18 protein-coding genes are annotated in these 25,385 nt (G+C 56.4%); 7 read left to right on the top strand and 11 right to left on the bottom strand.

The genetic code is table 11. The annotated features are described in order from the left end of the window. Window positions 1-25: 25 nt before the first annotated feature. Complete coding sequence (gene rpiA / locus CLU84_RS09745; protein WP_099736998.1) at window positions 26-724, top strand: ribose-5-phosphate isomerase RpiA; 699 nt, start codon at window positions 26-28, stop codon at window positions 722-724. Window positions 725-867: 143 nt separating this feature from the next. Here the strand turns inward: rpiA and CLU84_RS09740 are convergent, their stop codons facing one another. The 5 genes from CLU84_RS09740 to CLU84_RS09720 all read right to left on the bottom strand — a co-directional run bounded on the left by CLU84_RS09740 (window position 868) and on the right by CLU84_RS09720 (window position 8,246). Further along, window positions 868-1,557, bottom strand: coding sequence for a glutaredoxin domain-containing protein (locus tag CLU84_RS09740; protein WP_099736997.1), 690 nt, complete (start codon window positions 1,555-1,557; stop codon window positions 868-870). 199 nt (window positions 1,558-1,756) lie between these two features. Next, the gene (locus CLU84_RS09735) at window positions 1,757-3,808 is read right to left on the bottom strand and encodes a M3 family metallopeptidase (protein ID WP_099736996.1); all 2,052 of its coding nucleotides are present in this window, start codon (window positions 3,806-3,808) and stop codon (window positions 1,757-1,759) included. Window positions 3,809-4,012: 204 nt separating this feature from the next. Further along, window positions 4,013-4,867: a bifunctional methylenetetrahydrofolate dehydrogenase/methenyltetrahydrofolate cyclohydrolase FolD gene (folD, locus tag CLU84_RS09730; protein ID WP_099736995.1), complete on the bottom strand. Its 855-nt coding sequence runs from the start codon at window positions 4,865-4,867 to the stop codon at window positions 4,013-4,015. Between the two features lie 149 nt (window positions 4,868-5,016). After that, entirely contained in the window at window positions 5,017-5,682 is a 666-nt protein-coding gene (locus tag CLU84_RS09725; RefSeq protein WP_099736994.1) for a response regulator transcription factor, read from the bottom strand. Further along, window positions 5,679-8,246 (bottom strand): PAS domain-containing sensor histidine kinase, encoded by a 2,568-nt coding sequence (locus CLU84_RS09720; RefSeq protein ID WP_099736993.1) that lies wholly within the window; start codon window positions 8,244-8,246, stop codon window positions 5,679-5,681. Before CLU84_RS09720 ends, CLU84_RS09725 begins: the two co-directional genes overlap by 4 nt. A 311-nt stretch (window positions 8,247-8,557) precedes the next feature. Between CLU84_RS09720 and aceE the strand changes: the two genes are divergently transcribed. The 4 genes from aceE to lpdA all read left to right on the top strand — a co-directional run bounded on the left by aceE (window position 8,558) and on the right by lpdA (window position 15,896). Beyond that, on the top strand, window positions 8,558-11,272 hold the full coding sequence (gene aceE, locus CLU84_RS09715) for a pyruvate dehydrogenase (acetyl-transferring), homodimeric type (RefSeq protein WP_099736992.1): 2,715 nt from the start codon (window positions 8,558-8,560) through the stop codon (window positions 11,270-11,272). Between the two features lie 18 nt (window positions 11,273-11,290). Continuing rightward, a complete protein-coding gene (aceF, locus tag CLU84_RS09710; RefSeq protein WP_099736991.1) occupies window positions 11,291-12,967 on the top strand; it encodes a dihydrolipoyllysine-residue acetyltransferase in 1,677 nt (558 codons plus the stop codon). Between the two features lie 117 nt (window positions 12,968-13,084). After that, complete coding sequence (locus tag CLU84_RS09705; RefSeq protein ID WP_099736990.1) at window positions 13,085-13,960, top strand: hypothetical protein; 876 nt, start codon at window positions 13,085-13,087, stop codon at window positions 13,958-13,960. A 103-nt stretch (window positions 13,961-14,063) separates the two neighbouring features. Beyond that, window positions 14,064-15,896: a dihydrolipoyl dehydrogenase gene (gene lpdA / locus CLU84_RS09700; protein ID WP_099736989.1), complete on the top strand. Its 1,833-nt coding sequence runs from the start codon at window positions 14,064-14,066 to the stop codon at window positions 15,894-15,896. Between the two features lie 643 nt (window positions 15,897-16,539). On the opposite strand, the gene CLU84_RS21875 is transcribed toward lpdA, so the two are convergent. Continuing rightward, complete coding sequence (locus CLU84_RS21875; protein WP_144445436.1) at window positions 16,540-17,427, bottom strand: hypothetical protein; 888 nt, start codon at window positions 17,425-17,427, stop codon at window positions 16,540-16,542. Continuing rightward, window positions 17,405-18,799: a DUF3696 domain-containing protein gene (locus CLU84_RS09690; protein ID WP_099736987.1), complete on the bottom strand. Its 1,395-nt coding sequence runs from the start codon at window positions 18,797-18,799 to the stop codon at window positions 17,405-17,407. Before CLU84_RS09690 ends, CLU84_RS21875 begins: the two co-directional genes overlap by 23 nt. 1,323 nt (window positions 18,800-20,122) lie before the next feature. Here CLU84_RS09690 and CLU84_RS09685 point away from each other — a divergent pair. Then, a complete protein-coding gene (locus tag CLU84_RS09685) occupies window positions 20,123-20,386 on the top strand; it encodes a helix-turn-helix transcriptional regulator (protein WP_099736986.1) in 264 nt (87 codons plus the stop codon). Window positions 20,387-20,677: 291 nt separating this feature from the next. Then, window positions 20,678-21,160, top strand: a complete 483-nt coding sequence (locus CLU84_RS09680; RefSeq protein WP_099737965.1) for a GFA family protein — start codon at window positions 20,678-20,680, stop codon at window positions 21,158-21,160. A 189-nt stretch (window positions 21,161-21,349) separates the two neighbouring features. On the opposite strand, the gene CLU84_RS09675 is transcribed toward CLU84_RS09680, so the two are convergent. From CLU84_RS09675 to CLU84_RS09660, 4 genes are all read right to left on the bottom strand, one after another. Beyond that, window positions 21,350-21,589, bottom strand: a complete 240-nt coding sequence (locus tag CLU84_RS09675) for a hypothetical protein (RefSeq protein WP_099736985.1) — start codon at window positions 21,587-21,589, stop codon at window positions 21,350-21,352. Between the two features lie 427 nt (window positions 21,590-22,016). Continuing rightward, on the bottom strand, window positions 22,017-23,393 hold the full coding sequence (locus CLU84_RS09670) for an MFS transporter (RefSeq protein WP_099736984.1): 1,377 nt from the start codon (window positions 23,391-23,393) through the stop codon (window positions 22,017-22,019). 767 nt (window positions 23,394-24,160) lie between these two features. Further along, the gene (locus CLU84_RS09665; RefSeq protein ID WP_099737964.1) at window positions 24,161-24,514 is read right to left on the bottom strand and encodes a zinc ribbon domain-containing protein YjdM; all 354 of its coding nucleotides are present in this window, start codon (window positions 24,512-24,514) and stop codon (window positions 24,161-24,163) included. A 199-nt stretch (window positions 24,515-24,713) separates the two neighbouring features. After that, on the bottom strand, window positions 24,714-25,355 hold the full coding sequence (locus CLU84_RS09660; protein WP_099736983.1) for a VOC family protein: 642 nt from the start codon (window positions 25,353-25,355) through the stop codon (window positions 24,714-24,716). Window positions 25,356-25,385 lie beyond the last annotated feature (30 nt).

Genomic DNA, 25,385 nt, shown 5'->3' with positions numbered 1-25,385 from the left:
CGCAGGATTATCTGGATTTTCCCTCATGACGACACCTGCTGCACCCCTTTCTCAAGATGAACTGAAAACTTTGGTTGGACAAGCCGCCCTGAAATATGTGGTAACTGGTGAAATTGTGGGCGTGGGCACAGGCTCCACGGTCAACAAGTTCATCGATGCTCTGGCGACGATCAAAGACCAAATTCCTGGCGCGGTCTCCAGCTCGGTGGCGAGCACCGAGCGACTGAAGGCGCTGGGCATCACCGTGTTCGATGCCAATGAAGTGAAGCGTCTGGCCGTGTATATCGATGGCGCTGACGAGATCGACGGCAAGGGCTATATGGTCAAGGGCGGCGGCGCTGCGCTGACGCGCGAGAAGATTGTGGCCGCGTTGGCTGATCGCTTTGTCTGCATTGCCGATGAGTCCAAACGTGTCGATGTGCTGGGCGACTTTCCTCTGCCCGTAGAAGTGATTCCCATGGCCGCTGCGCAGATTGCACGCTGTTTTGAAGCCATGGGCGCAGGCGTGAGCGCGCAAATTCGCATGAAAGATGGCGCAGCGCTGGTGACTGATAACGGCCAACACATTCTGGATGTGCGCGGTTTGAAGGTAGCTGACCCGCTGGCGTTTGAGTCTCAAGTCAATCAGTGGCCTGGCGTGATCACTGTGGGTGTGTTTGCGCACCAGAAGGCGGCGGTCTGTCTGCTGGGCACGGCCCAAGGCGTGCAGACACTGAAGTACTAAGCTTTAGCGAAGTTTCTTCGCACATGAAAAAGAGCCACCTGCATCATGCTGGGGGCTCTTTTTTTATATGAAATGGATAGCTGCTTGCGCTTGCTAGACAAGCGCTGCAGGCTTATTTCATTGAAATAAAAGTGTTGGGCGTATCAGAAGCGCAGGCCTGCAGGGTTGTTCTGTGTGGAGACACCCGGTGCTGTAGCGGCAGGTTCGCGTAGAGCTGGGCGTTCGGCAGTTTTTTGCGGCTCGGCAGCAGCGGTAGGGGCTGTCAAGGGTTTGGCTGTGGCCGCTTTATAGGTTTTCGGCAGTTGTGACTGCGCAGGGTAACCTGCAGCATTCAGGTACTGGGTCCAGCTATCTGGGCCAAAGCCTTTGAGGTGCTGGTTGCCGATGGTGGCAAAAGGCAGACTGTCCTGGCCGCTGAGCTTTTTGAGCGCGGCAACATCGCTGCTGGTGTCAATCGTGCGTTCACCGTAAGGAACGCCGCGGCTTTGCAGAAAGTTGCGTGCTTCGTCGCAAGGCAAGCAGTCCTTGCCGGTATAGATCATGACTGGGTAGCGACTGGCGGTCTGGCGCAGTTCATAAGGCAATTGGGCGTTGGCCGGGGCGCTGCTTTCTGCGCTGCCTGTGGTTTCTGCGCTGGCTTTGGCGTTGCTATTGACGGCGCGATCAGAGTAGGTGACTCGGCCATCGGGGCCTACAGAGCGATACAGGTTTTGTGCATGGCTGACGCTACTGGCCATTGCGGCGCATGCAGTGAGAAACAAAACGGGCAGCAGTGCTGGACTTTGCGATGAAAATTTTTTGAGCAAGGGCAATGCAATCAAGGGACGTGACATTTCAGTCCTGAAAAATAGAGTGTGGGAGCGGCGCAAGCACCAGTAAACGGAGCATAGCGTGGACCGGCAGCGAAAGCAGAGCAAGAGGGCGTGCGTTGGGTGGCGAATCCCTTGCCTGAGTCAGTGTTTGTCAGCATTGCCCATGAGTCCGGCATAAAAAAGCGCCCCGGCGGGGCGCTCGTCTGGAATGCGCTGAGACTCAGGCGGTCTGGCTCATGCCTTGATGGCGCAGCAGCGCATCAATCTGTGGCTCGCGGCCGCGGAAGGCCTTGAAGGATTCCATGGCAGGGCGGCTGCCGCCGGCTTCCAGAATCGACTCGCGGTATTTGCGGCCGGTTTCGGGGTTGGGCGAGCCATCGGCCAGTGCGGTTTCTTCAAACGCCGCGTAGGCATCGGCGCTCAGCACTTCGGCCCATTTGTAGCTGTAGTAGCCCGCAGCGTAGCCGCCCGCAAAGATATGGCTGAAGGTATTGGCCATGCGGTTGTAGGCAGGGGACGGCAGCACCGCAATTTCAGCGCGAACCTTGTTCAGTAGCGCCATGAAGTCGTCCGCAGGGTTGTGCTCGGTGTGCAGCAGCATGTCGAACAGCGAGAACTCGATCTGGCGCAGGGTCTGCATGCCGGACTGGAAGTTCTTGGCCGCAATCATCTTGTCGTACAGCGTGCGGGGCAGGGCCTCACCGGTATCGACATGGGCCGTCATGTGCTTGAGCACATCCCATTCCCAGCAGAAGTTTTCCATGAACTGGCTGGGTAGCTCGACGGCGTCCCACTCCACACCGGCAATACCGGAGACATCGCGCTCGTTCACTTGCGTGAGCATGTGGTGCAAGCCGTGGCCGGTTTCATGGAAGAGGGTGATCACGTCGTCGTGCGTGAGCAGGGCGGGCTTGCCATCCACACCGGCCGCAAAATTGCAGACCAGATGGGCCACGGGCGTTTGTAGCTGGTGGTTGTCGGGGCGCAACCAGCGGGTGCGCACATCGTCCATCCACGCGCCGCCACGCTTTCCCTTGCGGGCCTGCGGATCCAGATAGAACTGGCCAACGAGTTGCGGGCCTTGGGGCGTGCTGCGTTCGATGCGGTAGAACTCTACGCAGGGGTGCCACACAGGGGCGGTGTCTGGTCGAATGGAGACTTCAAACAGCGTCTCCACAATCTTGAACAGGCCCGCCAGCACCTTGGGTGCGGGGAAGTATTGCTTGAGTTCCTGCTCGCTGAAGGAATAGCGTGCTTCCTTGAGCTTTTCACCAATAAAGGCCCAGTCCCAGGGCTGAGGATCCGCAATGCCCAGCTCGGCTTTGGCAAAGGCACGCAGGTCCGCCACGTCTTTTTCGGCGTAGGGGCGGGCGCGCTGGCCCAGGTCGCGCAGAAAGTCTATGACTTGCTTGGGCGAGTCGGCCATCTTGGTAACCACAGAGACTTCACCGAAATTCCGGTAGCCCAGCAGTTGAGATTCTTCGAGGCGCAGCGCCAGAATTTCTTGCATGACGGCTGTGTTGTCGAAGCGCTTGCCATCGCCTTCGGCCTGATCGGAGGCACGGGTCACATAGGCGTGATAGAGCCTTTCGCGCAATGCGCTGCTCTTGGCGAACTGCATCACGGGCAGGTAGCTTGGCATCTTCAACGTGAGCTTGTAGCCCTCTTTGCCATCCGCTTCAGCGGCGGCCTTGGCGGCTGCAATCACGTCGGCAGGCACGCCGTCCAGCTCGTCGGCTGCGGCGTAGTAGGCAAAGGCATCGGTCGCATCCAGCGCGTTTTCGCTGAATTTTTGCGCCAGTTCGGCAGAGCGTGCCTGAATGGCTGCAAAGCGCTCCTTGGCCGCGCCTTGCAACTCCGCGCCTGAAAGCACAAAGCCGCGCATGGCGTGATCCCAGGCCGCGCGCTGTTCTTTGTTCAGGCTGTTGGCGTCAATGGCTTTGTACTTGGCGTACAGGCGTTCGTCGGCACCCAGATTGGTCCAGAACTCTGTGACCTTGGGCAGGGCCTCGTTGTAGGCGGCGCGCAGCTCGGGAGTATCGGCCACGCTGTTGAGGTGGTTGACGGCAGACCAGGCCGTGCCCAGCTTCTCGGTCGCTACATCCAGCACGGCCGAGATGGCTTCCCACTGTGCCGGGAAATCCGGTGCGACAACGCTCTCCAGAGCCTCGCTGGCGCGTGCCAGCAAGGTGTCGATGGCGGGCGCCACATCCGCAGGCTGAATGCGGTCAAACAGGGGCAGGGAGGAGGATTCGAGAAGTGGATTGCTCATGCTGTATTAGGTGCCGGCAAGGTCGGGAAAATCAAGCGCTGCCATGGCAATATTTGCTATGGCAGTGATAGCGTCAGCCTGCGGTCAGTAGTGCGCTCCGCTGGCTTTAAGCCAGTGACAACGAGGAAGGGCTGCCCCGCACCGAGTTGTCCTCCCCATCCCGCGAAGCGAGAGAGGGGGAGCGGCAAAGCCGCTCAGGGGGTGTCAGCGCGCAGCGCGTTCCGCAGATTCCATGGTGTTGACCAGCAGCATGGTAATCGTCATGGGGCCAACACCACCGGGGACGGGGGTGATGTAGCCGGCAACTTCCTTGACACCATTGAAGTCCACGTCGCCGCAGAGCTTGCCTTCGGCATTGCGGTTCATGCCCACGTCGATCACCACGGCGCCGGGCTTGACCATGTCGGCGGTCAGCACATCCACCTTGCCGACGGCAGCCACGATGACGTCGGCCTGGCGGGTCATGGCGGCCAGATCAGCAGTGCCGCTGTGGGTGATGGTGACGGTGGCGTTGGCGGCCAGCAGCATCATGGCCATGGGCTTGCCCACGATGTTGGAGCGGCCAATGACCACGGCGTGCTTGCCGCGCAGGTCCTTCATGCCGATGGATTCCAGCATCTTCATGCAGCCGTAGGGGGTGCAGGCCTTGAAGCCGACTTCACCCACCATCAGCGCGCCGGCGCTGGCGACGTGAAAGCCGTCCACATCCTTGGCGGGGGAGATGGTTTCGATGACCTTGTGGTCGTCGATGTGCTTGGGCAGGGGCAGTTGCACCAGAATGCCGTGAATGCTGGGGTCGTTATTCAGCGCTTCCACGCGGGCCAGCAGCTCGGCTTCGGTCATGGATGCATCGTACTTTTCCAGCACGGAATGAAAGCCCACGTCTTCGCAGGCCTTGACCTTGTTGCGCACATAGACCTGAGAGGCCTGGTTGTCGCCCACCAGAATCACTGCCAGACCGGGCGTGATGCCCTTGGTCTTGAGTGCGGCCGCGCGGGTGGCGACTTCCTTGCGCAGTTGTTCGGAGAGAAGCTTGCCGTCGATGATTTGGGCTGTCATTGCTGGATTACCAATAAAAAATGCTGCTAGCCCTTGATTTACAAGCACTAGCAGCTATCAGAATAGGAGTTGGCTAAAGCGGTTGGGCTTGGCCAGTGCTCCTTGGATTATCTCGCGATTGGAGTGGCCTCCAGTTTCGCTGGAAGCAGTTAATGCACCGCGGCCGCTGCGGCTGCGGCCGCTTTTGCTGCTGCGCTGGTCTGGCCTTGACCCAGGGCGATCTTGAGCAGATCGGCCACGGTGTTGGCGTTGAGCTTTTCCATGATGTTGGCGCGGTGCGCTTCAACGGTCTTGATGGAGATGCCCAGATCATCGGCAATCTGCTTGTTCAGGCGACCAGCGACGATGCGCTCCAGCACCTGCGCTTCACGGCCGGTGAGCTTGGCCAGCAGCGCGTCGCGGCTGGCGGCTTGCTGATGGCCGGTAAAGGCTTCACGAGCGTGGTTGAGCATGCGCTCGACCAGACCCAGCAACTCTTCTTCGTTGAAAGGCTTCTGGATAAAGTCCAGTGCGCCCTTTTTCATGGTGTCCACGGCCATGGGCACATCGCCGTGACCCGTGATGAAGACGATAGGCAGGGGGGACTTGCGCTCGATCAGGCGATCTTGCAGCTCCAGACCGCTCATGCCACCCATGCGGATGTCCACGATCAAGCAGGCAACTTCGCGCGGGTCGTAGCGCGACAAAAAGGTCTCGGCGGAGTCAAAGCAACGCACGCGGTAATCCTTGCCTTCCAGCAGCCACTGCAGGGAATCACGAACCGCTTCGTCATCGTCAACTACGTAAACAGTGCCTTTTTTGGGTATCAAACTCATGCAATGGTCCTCTTTATGGGTTCGCTTGTCGTGGTGAGTGTTGTCGTCTCCACCCCCGTTGCCAGTGGTAACCAGAAAGAAAACCGGCAACCAGTGACCTCAGAACCATTGTAGAGGTTCTCTGCGTGCATTCGGCCGTGATGGGACTCGACAATCGAGCGGCACAGATTCAGGCCGATGCCCATGCCCTCACTCTTGGTCGAGAAGAAGGCTTCAAACAAGTGTTCAAGCACTTCGGGCGGCAAGCCCTTGCCTGTGTCTTCCACAGTGAATTCAACGCCTTGATGGTTCTCAAAAAGCTGGGGGCGAACACGCAGTTCCACATTGCGCTGACCCAGCGGGCGGTCAGACATATCAATAGACTCAGCACTGTTTTTCATCAAATTGATGAGAACCTGCTCGATCAGGATGGCATCCACCATCAAGGGCGGCATGCGCTCGGCGATATGGGAGGTGAGCTGCACATTGCGGCGGCGCAGTTCAATGCCAGCCAGCTCCAGCGCTTCGCTGATCATCTGCGAGACATCTGCCAGCATGCGGTTGGGTTCGCTCTTTTTCACAAAAGAGCGAATGCGCTGAATGATCTGCCCGGCGCGCTGCGCCTGGTGAGAGGTTTTCTCCAGCGCAAACCGCATTTGATCGGGCGTCAGCGTGCCGTTTTCAAGGCGGGTCAGCATGCCGGAGCTGTAGTTGCTGATGGCGGTCAGCGGCTGGTTCAGCTCGTGCGCCACGCTGGAGGCCATCTCGCCCATGGTGATGAGTCGGCTGGCGGTCTGGGCTTTTTCGGCCTGCTGGGCGGCTTGATCTTCGGCGTTGCGGCGCTGGGTGATGTCGGTGGCGATCACCATCTGGGCCAGGCGGCCATCCACCCAGCTCAGGTAGCGTGAGCGCACTTCCAGCCATTTGCCCAGGCTGGGCACAAAAATTTCGGCGTTTTCACTGCGCGTTTCGGTGAGAGCCCCTGTGGGCAGGCCCATCAGCCCATCTTCGTTTTCGGCTGCAGGTTGTTGGCGAAGCGGCAGTTTGCCGGCCTGCGCCACCAGTTGCAGATGACCTTCGGTGTGCGAGCCAAACCACTGGCGATAGAGCTTATTGGCAAAAAGTAGTTCTGCACTACCTAGTGGCGCTACAGAAACAGAAGCGTCCAACGCTTCCAGCACAATGGTAAAACGCTCATACGATGCGGAAAGCTGCTCGCGGATGCGGTTGGGCTCGGTAATGTCCGTCATGGACGACATCCAGCCCGTGTGCTGGCCGTGCGCATCAATCAGGGGGGAGACATACAGGCGCGCATCAAACAAGCTGCCGTTCTTGCGTTTGACACGCACCTGAAAGCCGCCCACGATGGTTTTGCCCGACAGTTCTTCGCGCAACTGCGAATGCAGATTGTCGTAGTCGTTATCAGGCCAGTAAGAGTAGGGCGGCACCTGGCCGACCAGGTCTTTCTCAGTCCAGCCCGTCATCTGGCAGAACGCGGCATTCACATAGGTGATGCGGCCTTGCAGGTCCAGTGCACGCATGCCGGTCAGTACCGAGTTTTCCATGGCACGGCGGAAGTTGGTCTCGGCCACCAAGGCCTCTTGTGCGCGCTGGCGGCGGCGGGTGTGGCGCCAGGTGGCCAGCAGCAGCCAGGCGGTCATGGTCGAAAGCGTGCCCACCAGCCAGAACAGGCCGCTGCCGACCACGCCCAGCGAGGTTTGATAAGCCTGCGCACGCATCATCAAGGAGTTGCCGACGGGGGAGACGGGAACTTCGTATTCATTGGCCAGGGCGCGCCAGTGCAGCAGCTCCGTAGGCGTCTTGCGCGGCGATAGTGGCGTGCCGGCCAGCACATGTCTGTCGCCATCCAGCATGGTGATGGCATAGCGGGCCAGCACTTCGGTGGGTGTGCCGTAGCGCAGCAGGCTATCCACCGAAAACTCGGCCAGCAGCTCCCCCTGATAGCGGCTGTTATTGCTAATGGGCACATGCAGCTGCAGCAGCGGCGGCAATTCATTGGGCTGCACCTTTTCCTGCACATAAATGGGCTGCAGCATCTCGCGCGCCTGTTCGTAGGCTTGCAGGGTCTGGCCAGGATGCAAGGTTTCGCCAACCACGCGCAGCTGGTCAGTGCTGACCGTGGGGGCGGACTGGCTGTGCAGTATCTGGCGCTTGTCGTTGATCCAGGTGATGGACTGCAGCTCGGGGAACTGGCTGATCAGCGCTTCGCTGCGGCCATCAAAATCTGCCTTGCGTACATCGCGGGTGCCGATGTCGCGGGCCATGCGCATCAGCTGCTCCTGGCGCTCAAGCAGGCGCAGGCGCACGCGTTGCTGGGCATATTCCACGTCGCGGCGCAGCGCTTCGTGTTCGCGGTCCACCTCTTCCGTGCGCAAGTACCAGAACGAGGCAATGATTGCAGCCATGAACATCAGCACCGATGCCAGCGGCGCCAGAGCCGCGTAGCGATCTTGTCGGGTGGGCGACAGGCTGCGCCACCAGCTGCGCCACCAGCGAACAGGGGCAGCAATGGATTGCGCGCTCTTTGCGTCCTTTTTTTCTAGCTCTTGATTGCTTGTTTGCATGCTGCCAGTGTAGGGGAGAGACCCAGTGGGTTTTGCGAGTATTCCTGTCGCTGAAAAGACAATTTCCGAGGCCTTCCCTGTATGTGCATTTGCAACATTTTTTTATATAGTGAAATCACAAAGCACGATTTGAAATTTAAAAAAAATGTGCGAAACTCTGCGGCGATCGACACAGTGAATCGGTTTAATCCGGGGAGCACCCGAAGGTGCTGTGCCACGCGTTATGCGGTGTGGTGCCAACTACACCCGCGTGATGCCGCACTCACTGATTCGGTGACAAAAGCTACCCCCTCTCGAAGGAGACACTCACAATGACAGCTCAGACTGATCCCAAAGGCGCTGGCTTGCCCGCCGGCCTGGACCAACAAGAATCGCGCGAGTGGATGGATGCCCTCTCTGCGGTGATCGACCGCGAAGGTGCAGACTACGCTCACAAGCTGATCGAAGATCTGCTTGAACACGCTCGTCAGAACAGCGTGGACATGCCTTTCTCGGCCAACACAGGCTACGTGAACACCATCGAAGTTGACCAGGAAGCCAAGTGCCCTGGCAACCTCGAGATCGAAGGCCGCCTGCGCGCCTACATGCGCTGGAACGCCATGGCCATGGTGGTCAAGGCCAACCGCTTGCACCCCTCTGACGGTGGTGACCTGGGTGGCCATATCGGCTCCTTTGCTTCGCTGGCCAATATGTTTGCGGCCGGCTTCAACCACTTCTGGCACGCCGAGAACGAAAACCACGGTGGTGACTGCCTGTACATCCAGGGTCACGTGTCGCCCGGCATCTATGCCCGCGCATACCTGGAAGGTCGTATCTCCGAAGAGCAGCTGCTGAACTTCCGCCAGGAAGTGGACGGCAAGGGTCTGTCGAGCTACCCCCACCCCAAGCTGATGCCCGACTTCTGGCAGTTCCCCACGGTGTCCATGGGCCTGGGTCCACTGATGGCCATCTACCAGGCTCGTTTCCTGAAGTACCTGCACGCACGCGGCATTGCCAACACCGAAAATCGCAAGGTCTGGGTATTCTGCGGCGACGGCGAAATGGACGAAGTGGAATCGCTGGGCGCGATCGGTCTGGCCGCTCGTGAAAAGCTGGACAACCTGGTCTTCGTGATCAACTGCAACCTGCAGCGCCTTGACGGCCCTGTGCGCGGCAACGGCAAGATCATCCAGGAACTGGAAGGCGAATTCCGCGGTTCCGGCTGGAACGTGATCAAGCTGATCTGGGGCAAGGGCTGGGACGAGTTGCTGGCCAAGGACAAGGACGGCGTGCTCAAGAAGATCATGATGGAGTGCAACGACGGCGACTATCAGGCCATGAAAGCCAACGATGGTGCTTACGTTCGCCAGCATTTCTTCGGCCGCGATCCTCGCGCTCTGAAGATGGTCGAGCACATGTCCGACGACGAAATCTGGAACCTGCGCCGCGGTGGCCACGATTCGCAGAAGGTCTACGCTGCGTTCAAGGAAGCCAACACTGCACAAGGTCAGCCTACCGTGCTGCTGGTCAAGACCGTCAAGGGCTTTGGCATGGGCAAGATTGGCGAAGGCAAGAACAACGTTCACCAGACCAAGAAGCTGAGCGACGAGGACATCAAGGCCTTCCGCGACCGTTTCAACATCCCAATCCCCGACAGCCAGATCGCGGACATCCCCTTCTACAAGCCGGCCGACGACACGCCGGAAATGAAGTACCTGCACGAGCGCCGCAAGGCTCTGGGTGGCTACCTGCCACACCGCCGTCAGGAAGCCGACGAGAAGTTCACCGCTCCTGCGCTGGACACCTTCAAGGCAATTCTGGAACCCACACCCGAAGGCCGTGAAATCTCCACGACCCAGGCTTATGTGCGTTTCCTTACGCAGCTGCTGCGTGACAAGAACATCGGCCCCCGCGTGGTGCCAATTCTGGTGGACGAAGCCCGTACCTTTGGTATGGAAGGCCTGTTCCGTCAGATCGGTATCTACAACCCCGCTGGTCAGCAGTACACCCCGGTCGACAAAGACCAGGTCATGTACTACCGCGAAGACAAGGCTGGTCAGATTCTGCAAGAAGGCATCAACGAAGCCGGCGGCATGTCCAGCTGGATCGCTGCAGCCACCAGCTACAGCCATAGCAACCGGGTCATGATCCCGTTCTATGTGTACTACTCGATGTTCGGCTTCCAGCGTATTGGCGATCTGGCCTGGGCTGCTGGCGACTTGCAAGCACGTGGTTTCCTGCTGGGCGGCACATCGGGCCGTACCACACTGAACGGCGAAGGCCTGCAGCATGAAGATGGTCACAGCCACATTCTGGCCAACACCATTCCTAACTGCGTGACTTACGACCCCACCTTCGCTCACGAAGTGGCCGTGATCATGCAAGACGGTCTGCGCCGCATGGTGCAGAACCAGGAAAACATCTTCTACTACATCACCCTGCTGAACGAAAACTACCCCATGCCTGGCCTCGAAGCTGGCACGGAAGAGCAGATCCTCAAGGGCATGTACATGGTCAAGCCTGGCCAGAAGGTGCCTGACAGCGGCCTGCGCGTTCAACTGCTGGGCTCCGGCACCATCCTGCGCGAATCGTTCTTCGCACAAGAGCTGCTGGAAAAGGACTGGGGCGTTGCTGCCGACGTCTGGAGCTGCCCATCGTTCAACGAACTGACCCGCGAAGGTCAGGACGTCGATCGCTTCAACATGCTGCACCCACTGGAAGCCGCCAAGGTTCCATTCGTGGCACAGCAGCTGGCGGCTCACCCCGGTCCAGTCGTTGCTTCGACCGACTACATGAAGGCTTACGCCGAGCAGATCCGTCCTTACATGCCCAAGGGCCGCACCTACAAGGTGCTGGGTACCGATGGTTTCGGTCGCTCCGACTTCCGTTCGAAGCTGCGCGAGCACTTCGAAATCAACCGTCACTACATCGTCATCGCTGCACTGCGCGGCCTGGCTGATGAAGGCAAGATCAACGCGACGACTGTGGCCGAAGCGATCAAGAAGTACGGTATCAACACCGACAAGATCAACCCGCTGCACGCCTAAGAACGGGAGATATCGAACATGGCATTGACAGACATCAAAGTCCCCGACATTGGCGACTTCTCCGAAGTTGGCGTGATCGAAGTGCTGGTCAAGGTGGGTGACACCATCAAGGTCGAGCAGTCCCTGCTGACCGTGGAATCCGACAAGGCTTCCATGGAGATCCCTTCGAGCCACGCTGGCGTGGTCAAGGAGATCAAGGTCGCTCTGGGCGACAAGGTCAAGGAAGGCTCCGTGATCGTGGTGCTGGAAACCGCGGAAGCGGCTCCTGCTCCGGCAACTGCTGCTGCGGCCCCCGTGGCTGCGGCACCTGCACCCGTGGCCGCCGCTCCTGTAGCTGCTGCTCCGGTCGCTGCTGCGCCTGCTGCATCGTCCACCGTGGACCTGAAGATCCCCGATATCGGTGACTTCAAGGACGTAGCTGTGATTGAAATGCTGGTCAAGGTGGGTGACACCGTGGCCGTTGAGCAATCGCTGTTCACCGTCGAGTCCGACAAGGCCTCGATGGAGATCCCTTCGCCTTCGGCTGGCACCATCACGGCGCTGAGCATCAAGCTGGGCGACACCGTCAACATCGGTGACGTCGTGGGCCAGATCACCGTGCAAGGCGCTGCTCCTGCAGCAGCACCTGTGCAGGCAGCGGCTCCCGCTGCTGCTGTGGTTGCCGCCCCTGTGGCTGCTCCCGTTGCTGCTGCCCCCGTGGCCGCCGCTCCTGTGGCTGCCGTAGCGCACAACCCCACGGTTGCGCCTTCGGGCAAGCTGCCCCACGCATCGCCTTCCGTGCGCAAGTTCGCTCGTGAGCTGGGCGTGCCTCTGGCGGAAGTCAAGGGTTCGGGCCAGAAGGGCCGTATCACGAATGACGACATTCAAGCCTTCACCAAGTCGGTGATGGCCGGTGCCGTGCAGACCCTGGCTCAGCAAGCTGCAGCTCCCAAGTCTTCCGGCGGCAACGTCGGTGGCCTGGAAGTGCTGGCATGGCCCAAGGTCGACTTCGCCAAGTTCGGCCCGGTGGAACGCAAGGATCTGTCGCGCATCAAGAAGATCTCGGGCGCCAACCTGCACCGCAACTGGGTGATGATCCCCCATGTCACGAACAATGACCTGGCCGACATCACCGAGCTGGAAGCCTTCCGCGTCTCGACCAATGCCGAAAGCGCAAAGGCCAAGAGCGATGTCAAGGTCACCATGCTGGCTTTCGTCATCAAGGCACTGGTTGCTGCACTCAAGAAGTTCCCTGAGTTCAACACCAGCCTGGACGGCGACACACTGGTCTACAAGCAGTACTTCAACATCGGTTTTGCCGCTGACACGCCCAACGGTCTCGTTGTGCCCGTGCTCAAGGATGCCGACAAGAAGGGCATCATGCAGATCAGCCAGGAAATGGGCGAGCTGGCCAAGAAGGCCCGCGACGGCAAGCTGGGTGCAGCCGATATGCAAGGCGGTTGCATGTCCATCTCGTCGCTGGGCGGCATTGGTGGTACCAACTTCACGCCTATCGTGAACGCACCTGAAGTGGCGATTCTGGGCCTGTCCAAGGGCCAGATGACTCCAGTGTGGGACGGCAAGCAATTTGTGCCCCGCCTGATGCTGCCTCTGAGCCTGTCGTACGACCACCGCGTCATCGACGGCGCGCTGGCTGCACGCTTCAACGCCTATCTGGGCGCCGTGCTGGCGGATTACCGCCGCATCCTGCTGTAAGTCAGAGCAAGAGCAGGCCGGTTTTGAAAGAAATCGGCCTGTAGCGCATATCCAACATGCGCAAGCTGCTATCAAAACTGATGAGCTTGCGCTTCACCTTACTGCCTTGTGAGTGAGATGAAGAACCTGAGACAGCACCCCATCGAGCATGTGCGCGGCGTCATCCCCGGCATCCGGCCTTTTCCGGATGTGGCGGAGGTATTTGCCGAGCCGGTCAACAAATACGCGCGGCATTTTCTGCCGCTGGTAACGATTGACCTCGCGCTGCTGGATGACGCCTGGAGCGGGCCGATTCATCTCATCGTCCCCTGTGAGCCCCATGACGGGCGCGTAGGGGAGTGGGGCGCTGAGGAATTTGGCAATGCGCTGCTCAAGCCTGACTGGCTTGCTTTCAAACTAAACAACGACGGCAAGTACGAGCTGCTGGGTGACTGGCGCTACTTCATGCTGGAGCAGGAACGTGCCGACTGGGCTGAAAAAAAGCACAGCTGGCGCGAAGTGCGGGACATGCACCGTGACTTGGTCAAACGCGGCGTAGAGCCACCGTTTGTACTCGATCACGAAGCGAAGTACTCGTGGAACGACATCATGGAGTTGCACTACGCGCTTCAGCACGCAGCCTATGACCAGTCCCGCCGGGACTTTCTGGCCAACGGCTGGAACGCTGCCAACTCCTGGGATGACCCGGCGCAAGTGGCCAAGCTGCCTTTGTATGAGGCAGGCACCGATTGCTACGAAACCACCTCTGGGCGCTACCTGCTGGGCGTGCTCGGCGGCCCCTCATGGGGTGGCAACTGGAGCAATCTGACCAATGAGCTGCTCAGCGGCATCGGCACGGACGATGGTATTCACCCCATTCACCCCGAAACCGGCGCGCACTTTGAGTTCATCTGCAGCGCCAATGCCGACGCCTTCACGGCCACTGGCACGGAAACCCTGCTGTTCTTCGAGCCCGAAAGCCGCACTGTACTGCTGACGTTTGACTGGAGCTGAGGCGCAAGCCCCGTCTTCAGACCGAGACAGACCCCGAGACAACCCGTTTGAGCTGCCTGTAGCGTCAGGCAGCACAGAGACAAAAACCAAGATAGGAGCGCATATGAGCCTCATCGATATCAAGGTACCTAACATTGGCGACTTCGCCGAAGTTGGCGTGATCGAACTGCTGGTTCAGCCCGGTGACACCGTGGCTGTGGACCAATCGCTGTTGACCGTGGAGTCCGACAAAGCCTCCATGGAGATTCCCTCCAGCCACGCTGGCGTGGTCAAGTCCATTCTGGTCAAGGTCGGTGACAAGGTTGCCGAAGGCTCCGTCATCATCTCGCTGGAAGCATCTGCCGGCGCTGCCGCTCCTGCACCCGCTGCAGCAGCTCCTGCTCCCGTGGCCGCACCGGCTGCCGCTCCCGTGGCTGCAGCTCCTGCTCCCGTGGCCGGCAACTTCAGCGGCACCGTAGACATGGACTGCGACGTGGTGGTCATCGGCGGTGGCCCTGGCGGCTATTCGGCAGCCTTCCGCGCAGCCGATCTGGGTCTGAAGGTCGTGCTGGTCGAGCGTTACAAGACGCTGGGCGGCGTGTGCCTGAACGTGGGTTGCATCCCATCCAAGGCGTTGCTGCACGTGGCAGCAGTGATGGACGAAGTCAAGCACCTGGAAGTGGCCGGCGTGAAGTTTGCCGCTCCCGAAGTGAACATCGACCAGCTGCGCGGCCACAAGGAAAAGGTCATCGGCAAGCTGACCGGCGGTCTGGGCCAGATGGCCAAGATGCGCAAGGTCACCATCGTGCGCGGCTACGGCAACTTTGTCTCGGCCAACCACATCGAGGTTGAAGAGACCACAGGTGACGGCCAGGAAAAGACCGGCAGCAAGAAGATCGTTCAGTTCAAGAACGCCATCATTGCTGCGGGCTCGCAAGCCGTGCATCTGCCCTTCATGCCCAAGGACCCCCGCGTGGTCGATTCCACCGGCGCCCTGGGCCTGAAGGAAGTGCCAAAGCGCATGCTGATCTTGGGTGGCGGCATTATCGGCCTGGAAATGGGCACCGTTTACAGCACGCTGGGCGCACGCCTGGATGTGGTGGAAATGATGGACGGCCTGATGCAAGGCGCTGACCGCGATCTGGTCAAGATCTGGCAAAAGATGAACGCGCCGCGTTTCGACAACATCATGGTCAACACCAAGACCGTGGGTGCCGAAGCCACGCCCGAAGGCATCAAGGTCTCGTTCGCTCCTGCCAAGGACGGCGTCACCGTGCCAGAACCCCAGACCTACGATCTGGTTCTGCAAGCTGTGGGCCGCACGCCCAACGGCAAGAAGATCAGCGCGGAAAAGGCTGGCGTGGCTGTGACCGACCGTGGCTTCATCGAAGTCGACATCCAGATGCGCACCAATGTGCCCAACATCTTCGCCATCGGCGACATCGTGGGTCAGCCCATGCTGGCGCACAAGGCCGTGCACGAAGCGCATGTGGCCGCTGAAGTCATCGCTGGTGAACTGCAAGGCAACAAGGAACTGGCCGCTGCCGCCTTCAACGCCCGCGTGATCCCATCCGTGGCTTACACCGACCCCGAAGTGGCATGGGTCGGTCTGACCGAAGACCAGGCCAAGGCGCAAGGCATCAAGGTCAAGAAGGGCCTGTTCCCCTGGGCCGCCTCCGGCCGCGCCATCGCCAATGGCCGCGACGAAGGCGTGACCAAGCTGCTGTTTGACGATTCCCCCGAAGCCCACGGCCACGGCCGTATCCTGGGTGGCGGCATGGTCGGCACACATGCCGGCGACATGATCGGCGAAGTGGCTCTGGCTATCGAAATGGGCGCTGACACCGTGGACATCGGCAAGACCATCCACCCCCACCCAACCCTTGGCGAGTCCATCGGCATGGCAGCGGAAGTGGCCCATGGTTCCTGCACGGACGTGCCACCTGTGCGCAAGTAAGCGCAGCGATCAAGCCTTTGAGTTTGTTCAATAAAAAAGGCAGCCTTATGGCTGCCTTTTTTATTTTGATAGCTGTTTGCGCTTTCTGCTTATGGGTTTGAAAGCATTTTGATGCATATGGGCGGCAGGGGGGCTGTGACTGGCGTTATGCGCCACCCTCTCAATGCATGGTTGCGCGATTATTTGAAATTGCTGCGCCACTATTGCACCGTCGTCCAGCAACTTGAGCGCGATGTCATTGCGTAGAAGTCAGGGTCCTGATTCTGGACGAGCTGCGCCTCTTGCACGAAGGTCTGCTGGCGCGTTTAGGACTTGTTATAAAAAAGGCAGCCTTCGAGCTGCCTTTTTTATTTCGATAGTTGCTTTCGCTTGATGTCTACGCACTAGATGACTAGCGGTTGTAAATTTTTAAGGAATTAGGACTTTCCGAGGCTGTGACATGTATACGGTTTGGCTGCATCAATGCGTCCTAAATGGGTGAAAACAAAGAAGACTATCAATATTGAAGTCTCGCTTTGTGTGGTAAGTGCTGTTGGTTATTGAAAGGCGTACTGGCTATGCGCAATGAAATATAAAAGCTGGCTTATGATAAAGAAATAATCTAGGATTTCTTGTTTTTTGTTTTTGGATATTTTTTAAGGTTTTAATAGATTTTTCTTTTTTTTAATTTTATTTCAAACCCATTGTCGCAAGATATTTCATAGTGCGAGTCGCTGCGGTTGATATCGTAGAAAGTAATGGTGGAATCTCTGTTTGAGAAATGTTCGATTTTATTAATTAGTTTGGAATTAAATTGATCTAATCCAACACTAAAGCAAACTTGTATTCTTCTGCCAAAATTAATAAATCTATCATGTATCGATGCAGCAGTGGCTGCATCTACTTTATAAAACTTTATATGGTCTGAATTATAAATATGATGTAGATCAATTGCGGAGTGGCAGTTGTTGTTTTCTTCAAAAAGAAAAACCTTAATGAAACAATTTTTAGGTGCGTTATTAACGATGTAGTCGATTAATTTTTTTGATTGTTTATTTATGTATTGATCATATATATAAATTTCTTTTTCTACTTTTATGTATTTTTCTAAAATTGAAAATTCAATTTTTCCATTACTCTCCATGACAATAGTTTTGTATGGATTTGACTGAATCATTGGTTTTTTGAGGAAATTTTCAACATAAATATTGTCAACATGATTGATAATATGTTTTCCACATTGATTTATCGATGAAATTTGCTGATCGCAAAAATAACTTGCTCTCCCATAATGATTCCAATTTGGAACGTATTGTGATAAATGTTCTGCGCCATTTTCTCCGTCGGCATTTAGGATGCAGTTGTTGAGATATATTGAGCTAAACCAATCTTGAAACATTGGATTTTCTCCTAGCTCTCGGTTGTAGTCCTCTAGGACCTCATCGTTGATAGCGATAGCTGTCGAGTGAAATAACGCATTCTTATAATCGCTTAGAGTAATTTCTCTGTTGAATATTTTTTTAATTGCATCAACGTGGTAAAGAATTCTCACGAGAACCTCCCAGCATTTTTAGCGTAAATTGATATGCTTGATCGAAAAATCCTGCGGGCCATTTGTCTGCAAGATCGCCATTTTCATTTAACTTGAGTAAGGAGTAGATTGAATTTTCTTCAGAGTTCTTTTTAATATAAATTATTGAAATATCATCATTTTTTATTTTTCCAGAATGAACAGCAAGCTGTAGTCCTCTGATAAGGTGTTCGCTGTGAGTTTCAATAATGAATTTTCTATTAATGCTTAAATCATTAATTAGTATCTCTGATAGTTTTGTCTGTGTTTCTGGGTGTAAGTGTAGCTCTGGCTGCTCAAGTATTAAAACCTGGTTTTGCTCAAGAAGGTTTGCTTGCGTTATTATTGGTAATATTTGTGAAATTCCAAATCCAACGTCATTGATTGAATCAGTATGTTCGCTGGATTCGGTTGCAATACGAATTCTCGTAATTTCATTGCTTGTATTAATTATTAGACTTTTCCCGAATAATTTTTTGAAATCTGAATTTATTTTTTGAAAAATTGATCTGAATCTATGCTGAGAATTTAAGTTTGTTAGAACGCTGGGTGTGTGTTCTCCAGCTGCTCCAACATAGTTGGAGTTAGCGCGTTTTATACTAAATCTTTCTGGTTTATTTCTTATTGGGCCTATGTAGCTGAAATTTTTATTTAATGCTGTTCCAATGGATGAAAATAACCCGTCAAGTAGAATGGAAAGTATTTTTGAATATATTAATGAATCTGGGCTTGTTTGATGGCTGGTAGATTCAAATTTAAAATTTTTCGTTATTTTGTAAGAGGTTTTTTTATTGCTAATATTTTTTGTTCTAAACGTCTCTAATGCCTTAATTACCAAAGAATTTTCTGATATTTCATCAATATTGTTTAAGTCGATAAAGTATGATACATTTAGTATGTCTTGCTTCTGTAAATTTTTTCTGTAAATGTTGACTGTTGATTTTTTCCCTTTAGAAAAAATCGCAAATGAAATATTATTTAGGATGGACTGATCGGTTTCTTCGTTGAAGCAGTATTCAATAGTAAAGCTCAATCGATCGATTACTACATCAACACCCTCAATAGAATCATTTTCGTCAAAATCTATTTCTCCAGAAAATTCAACATTATTATCTGTCTTGTGGTTGAAAGCAAAGTCATGATACGAACCTAATTCGACCAAACTACCCCTTGATAAGAAATGTTCTCCATCATTTTCAAGAGAGAAGGTTTGTTTTAAAGCTAAAATTGCTTTTATTATCGAAGTTTTTCCAACGCTGTTTGGACCAACTAAAATAATAATTTTTTTATTCAAATTGATATTTATGTCTTTAAATTTTTTGAAATTCTTTAATCTAAATGATTTGAGATGCATAGTTTTTAAATATGAGTGGAACTAAGATTTTTACTTATAAACTCGAAGTGAGCAAAGGCTTCTGTTCTGAGTTATCCCGGGCAAGCTATTACCTCGTTTGTCAATGCCTGCGAAGGCGGCCTCTTGTTGCGGGCGACTGCACCGCAGAGTGCAGACGCATAGACATCACTTTTGCGGCAACCTGTTTGAGCGGAGTGCCATAGGCACGCAGTGAGTTTTGCCGCACCGCAGCAAGAGGTTGGCGGCGCAGGTTTGCCCGCAGGCGAAGCCGGAGGGACGCGGGTAGCAGGGTTAGGCTCTTTGCCTACTTTCTGGTCACAGAAAGTAGGGCGCCAGCCGGGGCGAAACCCGGCTCCTGTCCGTTAATCAGGCATGAGGCTAAATCAGGCTCTAGAGCTTATGCATACTACGCTGGTAGCTACCAAAATTAACTTCATATCGTCGCCAGCGACAGAGGCTGGGTCTCGCCCCGGCAGGCGAGGTACTTTCTTTTGCTTTGCCAAAAGAGAAGTACCCAAAGAAAAGGCGACCCTGCTGTCTGCGTCCCTTCGCTGCGCTACGGGCAAACCTGCGTCACACGATTCAGTCTGCGGTGCCGCCCAACTCGTTGAGCGGCTTTGCCGCTACGCTCAAACAAACGGCGGCAAGTCAGTTCACGAAGCAACGCTGTCCTACGGCAGCGCTGCCCGCAGTCTGATCCACGTGCCGCAGGCGCAGACACAAGGGGTAGGAACCGGGAGCGGACGGCCTGCCTGATTTGTAACGAAATGACTTCTAGCGCTTATTCCAATTGCGGTGGCAGCTATCTATTTTGATAAAGAAGCTATTCCGGCTCCCTTGCCCTTTTGCCCGCGCCTGCGACGGCGGCCTCTTGTTGCGGGCGGCTGCACCGCAGAGTGCAGCCGCATCGTTATCACTTCTGCGGCAACCTGTTTGAACGGAGTGCCAAAGGCATGCAGTGAGTTTTGCCGCACAGCAACAAGAGGTTGGCGGCACAGGTTTGCCCCGGAGCGCAGCGGAGGGGACGCGGCAGTAGGGTCTGGCTCTTTGCCTACTTTCTGGCCAGAGAAAGTAGGTTGCCCGCCGGGGCGAAACCCGGCACCTGTCCGTCAATCAGGCATGAGGCTAAAACAAAATAACAAGCCAAAACTTCCTCAACCCCAATCACAATAATAACAAGCAGCTATCAAATCAGTATCGCTTTGTCGCGAGCGACAGAGGACGAACCGTTTGCTTAATTTACCGATCAGGAAATATGACTTATTTCTCAAGAGATTTGGCTTCATAATTTCCCGAACGGGAACTTTCTAAAGTAGCCACACCATGCCAACCATTCAAACCACCAACCAGCTGGGCACCGCCTTGCGCACCGCCCGCAAACAACTGGGGCTGACCCAGCCGCAGCTGGCTTTGGCCGCAGGGGTGGGAACACGTTTTATTGTGGATCTGGAGGCTGGCAAGCCCACGGTGCGGCTGGAGCATGTGCTGCGGGTGATTGATGCGCTGGGGGGCGAGTTGCAGTTGGGCGGCTTGCCGGATGCGGTACCTGAAGACGCTGCTAGCCGGGCGGCAGACTTGTGCAACTGATCGAACAGCGCTGCGCCTTGACGCTGCGGCGCATGGCCTGAGCGTGCCTGTGTGTGCTCGCACGGGTGATTTCGTCTTTGAAACGGGAGCGCAGCGATACCTATTAAATTTCCCGAACGGGAAATATGTGCTGGAATTAGCCGCTTCAAATCAAAAATTTCCTGATCGGGAAATTTCAGATTTCATAGCTGTTAGTGCTTTCTGCATAAGCGCTTGTGCCTGATTTTATTGATATTGGATACCGCTGATTTCAGCGCTAGCCTTAAAAACCATCCATAGATGGAGACAGCCATGCCCAGCCCAACCCCCGACTTTTCCAAACCGCTCAACGCCGCCTGCCATTGCGGCGCAGTGCGCTTTACCGTGCTGCTCAGCGATGGCCTCAACACCGCGCGGCGTTGCAATTGTTCGTTTTGCCGCATGCGCGGTGCCGTGGCCGTGTCGGCAGAGCTGAGCGGGATTGAGGTGCAGCAGGGGCAGGATGCGCTGACGCTCTATCAGTTCAACACCGGGCAGGCCAAGCATTTCTTTTGCAAGCACTGCGGCATCTATACCTTTCACCAGCGGCGCTCGTCGCCGCATCAGTACGGCGTGAATGTGGCGTGTATTGAAGGCATGAGCCCGTTTGACTTTGCTGAGGTAGCGGTGAGCGAGGGGCGCTCGCACCCCAGCGACCGCAAGAGCGGCGCTGCTGCGGGCAAGCCGGTGGTGGCAGGCTGGGTGCGTTATGAGGCGAATTCGCAGGCCGAGGCGCAGCTCAAAGAATCATTTTGATAGCTGCAAGCGCTTAGCAAATGACTCACACCACGCCGGAATGCGGCGGCTGTTGAGTGCTGCACCCGCCGTCAGCCATATGCATGGGAAGAGCTGTGAGCTTGATTAGCGTTGCTTGAGCAGCGCGCCAGCAGTTTGTCGCAGGGCGAGGCTGGCCATGCGCCCGGCAGCGCGCTCAGACTTCAGAACTCAGGCTTCGGATATACGCGCGTACAGGCGTTCCAATTCCTGCTCCAGCGTATTGCTTGGTAGTTTGCTGTTGCCGCGGCTATACCAGTAGCGGGCGTTGCTCAGATCGCCTTCGACCCGGTGCAGGTAGCCGTGGATCTGGCAAGACAGCTCGTCTCCGTGTTTTTGCACCATGGCATGGGATTCTTCCCAGTGGCCGGCTTTCGCCAGTTCCAGCACTTTGAGGTGATCGCAGGTCATTGTCTTTCCTTGTTAGATGCTTGCTCGCGTGGGGTGCGGCGGTTGACAGGTTTGCGTGGTGGCCCTGCAAGTGGGCTGCTGGAGCAGAACCACGCCTGTGGTCCAGGTCACATATCCCGACACATGGGCGCAAAGGGCGCGCGCGGCAAAGTTGCGCAATCCGTGTGACACGGAACCTTATGATTTTGATAGCTGAATGCGCTGATTGGACGAGTGCTTTAGCCCGTTTTAGGTCAAAGCATTGTTGCGCTAGCTGTGCCTGTTGCAGCGTCTTTCAGCGGTGAATTTCAGACAGAAAATCCACATAAAAAAGACCCACGCCAAGTGCATTGGCTGCACCTGTCGTGGGTCTTTTTGAGGGCTTTGACTTTGGGCTCAGGCGCTTTGAAGCGCGCTGAGTCTTTTCAGGCTTAGCGGCTCTTGGCTCTTATTGGGCTTTGGCTTTGCGCATGGTGGTCAGCATCAGCACCATGACGGAGAGGATCAGCATGACCAGCACCAGGTAGATGCTGTATTGCTTGTTGCCTGTGTACTGGGTCATCACACCGGCCAGCATGGGGCTGGCTGCGGAGCCAAGGTTGCCCAGGCTGCTGATGAGTGCGATGCCGCCTGCGGCCACGGCAGGCGAAAGGTAGTCGCTGACCAGGGCAAAGAAGAGCGGGGGCAGGGCGGCCAGGCCGATCAGCGTGAAGGCCAGGGAGATCAGCGAGCCTTCCAGGTGGCCGTGCATTTGCAGCGTGATGACGAGGCCGACAATGGCCAGGCCGGTGGCGATGAAGAAATGCCAGCGGCGTTCGCGGAATTTGTCCGAGCTGGCGCCGAAGGCAATCATGCCGAACAGGCCCGCGATGAACGGAATTGCCGAGTAGATGCCGACATGCAGCACGTCCTGCACACCCAGACCCTGAATGACGGTGGGCATCCAGAAGACAAACAGGTAAGTGGCGCCGTGCATCATGAAGTAGGCCAGAGACAGGGCGTAGACCTTGGGGTCGCGCAGCAGCTGGCTCAGGGGAGCGCCGTGGCCGCTTTGGTGTCCATGGTGACCGTGCGCGCTGGCCTTGCCGCCAGCTTTGCTGTCGTTGGCCAGATTGTGTTGCAGGCGGGCTTTTTCCTCAGCGGTCAGCCACTTAGCGTCTGCAGGTCGGTCTTGCAGGTAGAAATAGAGGATGACGCCCAGGATGCAGGCGGGTGGGCCCTGGATGAGGAACAGCCACTGCCAGCCGTGCAGGCCATCGATGCCATTCATGTACTTAAGGATGGCACCGCACAGGGGGCCGGCGACCACGGCCATGCCCATGACGGCGGATAGGAAGATGGAGATCACCCGGCCACGGCGGGCCGAGGGATACCAGTAGGTGAAGTACAGAATGACGCCGGGGAAGAAGCCGGCCTCGAACGCGCCCAGCAGAAAACGGGCCACGTAGAACTGCATGGGGGTGGAGACCCAGGCCATGGCCGTGGCGATAATGCCCCAGATGACCATGATGCGCATCAGAGTCTTGCGGGTGCCGATTTTCTCCAGCAGCAGGTTGCTGGGCACTTCAAACAGAAAGTAGCCAATGAAGAACAGGCCCGCGCCAAAGCCGTAGGCCGCGTCGCCAAAGTCCAGCGTCTGCTTCATCTGGATTTGCGCGTAGCCAATGTTGATGCGGTCGAGGTAGGCGACCATGTAGCACAGCAGCAGCAGGGGCAGCAGACGCCAGCTGACCTTGGAGTACAGCGCATTGTCTGCAGCGATGTCGGGGCTGGCCGCCTGGGTTCGGGGTGGGGTGCCCTGAACAGTGGTTGCGCTTGGATTCATCTTGGTCTTCTTGAAGTGGGTGTATGACGGCGAGATCGGGTGTGTGCGGAGCATCTCTTGGGGAGCTCCTGCACAGCTTGCGCACTGGGCCAGGGCTGGAAACCGGCTCTGACTGCGCAGGTCGAGCGGGTTTGTTCTAGGGTTGGCGGGATAAACAGGGCTTGAGCCTGTGTGCAGATCGCGCCGTGCTGGCGTCTTGATGCGCCGGTTCAGAGTCAATCGCCTTACCTGTATCGCGGCTGTCTGCGTGGACTTGCGCGCGTTTGTCTTCTCGTTTTTGATTCATTGCGTACCTTCGCCATTTGTCTCCGAACCCCAGCGGCCCGCAAGGCAGAGCGACAAGGTTCTGGCCCAATGTAGGTTCAGGCGTTGCAGCAGACTTAACGCTTTATGCAAGGCGATTGTCATATTGCGACAACAAGGGTAAACCTTGGGTGCGCTTGGCAGGGCTGAAAACGGGTGGTTTTTGGGGGCCGGAATCGACGTGCTGTCGAGGGGGAGCGCCGGTATTTCGTCACTGGAATACGGGCGTGAATCGGATGCTGGCGATCCGGGTTTCCACTGATCAGGCGCAGCGGCGAGTACAACGCTTGCCTGCCCCCATTGCAGGGGCTTAGTCCCAATTTTTTGGAATTGGCGAATTGTGCGCGAGCCTGCTCGGGCACTCACACCCGTTTTGAGTGATTCAGCAGGAACTGGCATCCGCTGAATCACTGTTTTGATAGCACCCAGCGCCTGATTCGTAAGGACTGGGTGCTATTTAACGATCAAGCCTTTTTCAGGAATTCGGACTTGAGAATGAACGGCCCCTGATCCGTCTTGCAGTCCACATCGTGGTCGCCGTTGTCATAGACGAGGCGAATGCCTTTGATCTTGGTGCCTTTCTTGATCACGGTGGACGAGCCCTTGACCTTCAGGTCCTTGACCAGCAGCACGCTGTCGCCATCCGCCAAAGGCGTGCCGTTGGCGTCTTTGATGATACGCGGGCCGCTGTCTTCGTCGTCAGCCGCAGCGCCTGCTGACCATTCATGGCTGCAGTCGGGGCAGATCAGCAGATCGCCGTCAGGGTAGGTGTTGTCCAGGCCGCATTGGGGGCAAGTGGGCAAAGAGGTAGTGCTCAAGGAATCGCTTTCAATCAAGAAGAAAAAAGGAAAAAGCAAGGAAGAAGGCAGAGCTTAGCTCTTGCGAAGTAGTGGCAGGCCGCGGTGCGGATTGTGGGTGCTGCGCCCTGGGTGCCTGTGCTCTGTTTTCTATGTTTTTGATAGCTTCTAGCGCAATATGGATAAGCGCTTCAGCGGGTTTTAATAGATTTTCTGACGCTTATTCGTAGTCAAACTCAGCCCGGTAATCATCGGGGTTGATGCCTTCGGCGCACAGCGGCTCGACGAGCCGAAAGCGCGTGATCTTGGCCGATGCGGTGATATAGCCCTTGATCACGCAGTCGCAGGTCACGGGGCTTTTGGCCTCTGCCGCCAATTGCTCAATCACCCGCGTGGTCTTGCGCCGCGCCAGCATGCGAAAAAGGGCCGGCACATGGGCCAGCAGGCGTTTGAGCAGGGCTTCGGCCTCGGGCAGCCATTCGCCTTGCTTGGGCAGCTCGGGCACAAAGCCCCATTCGTCTTCGCTCAGCGGCCGCCACAGCACAATGGAGTGTTGGTCGCCATCGCTGACGCAGGCCATTTCTTCCAGCTCAGGCGTTTTCATGGGCGCGTAGCGGGTGCTGCAGCCTGCGGCCAGCAAAGTGTCATAAGTGGTCTGCACCTGGCTGACCTGCAGGCGTAGCGACAGGCTGGATTCGACCCGGCTCACCTGCGCCAGCCGCAGCGTGGCGCTGCCAGTATCGATGTCCACATAGCCATCGCCCCGGTGTACTTCGGCAAAGTCGATCACATCGCGCCACAGCTGGGCGGCGCGCTCCAGATCGGCGGTGGGGACAACAAGATGACTGATTCCAAAAAACATAGCAGGCTTCGCAGAGCATTCAAGGGGTTG

Source organism: Comamonas sp. 26, from assembly GCF_002754475.1.
Lineage (GTDB): Bacteria > Pseudomonadota > Gammaproteobacteria > Burkholderiales > Burkholderiaceae_C > Comamonas.
The sequence above is the reverse complement of the archived record's forward strand: the minus strand, read 5'-3'. Positions and strand labels throughout refer to the sequence as shown.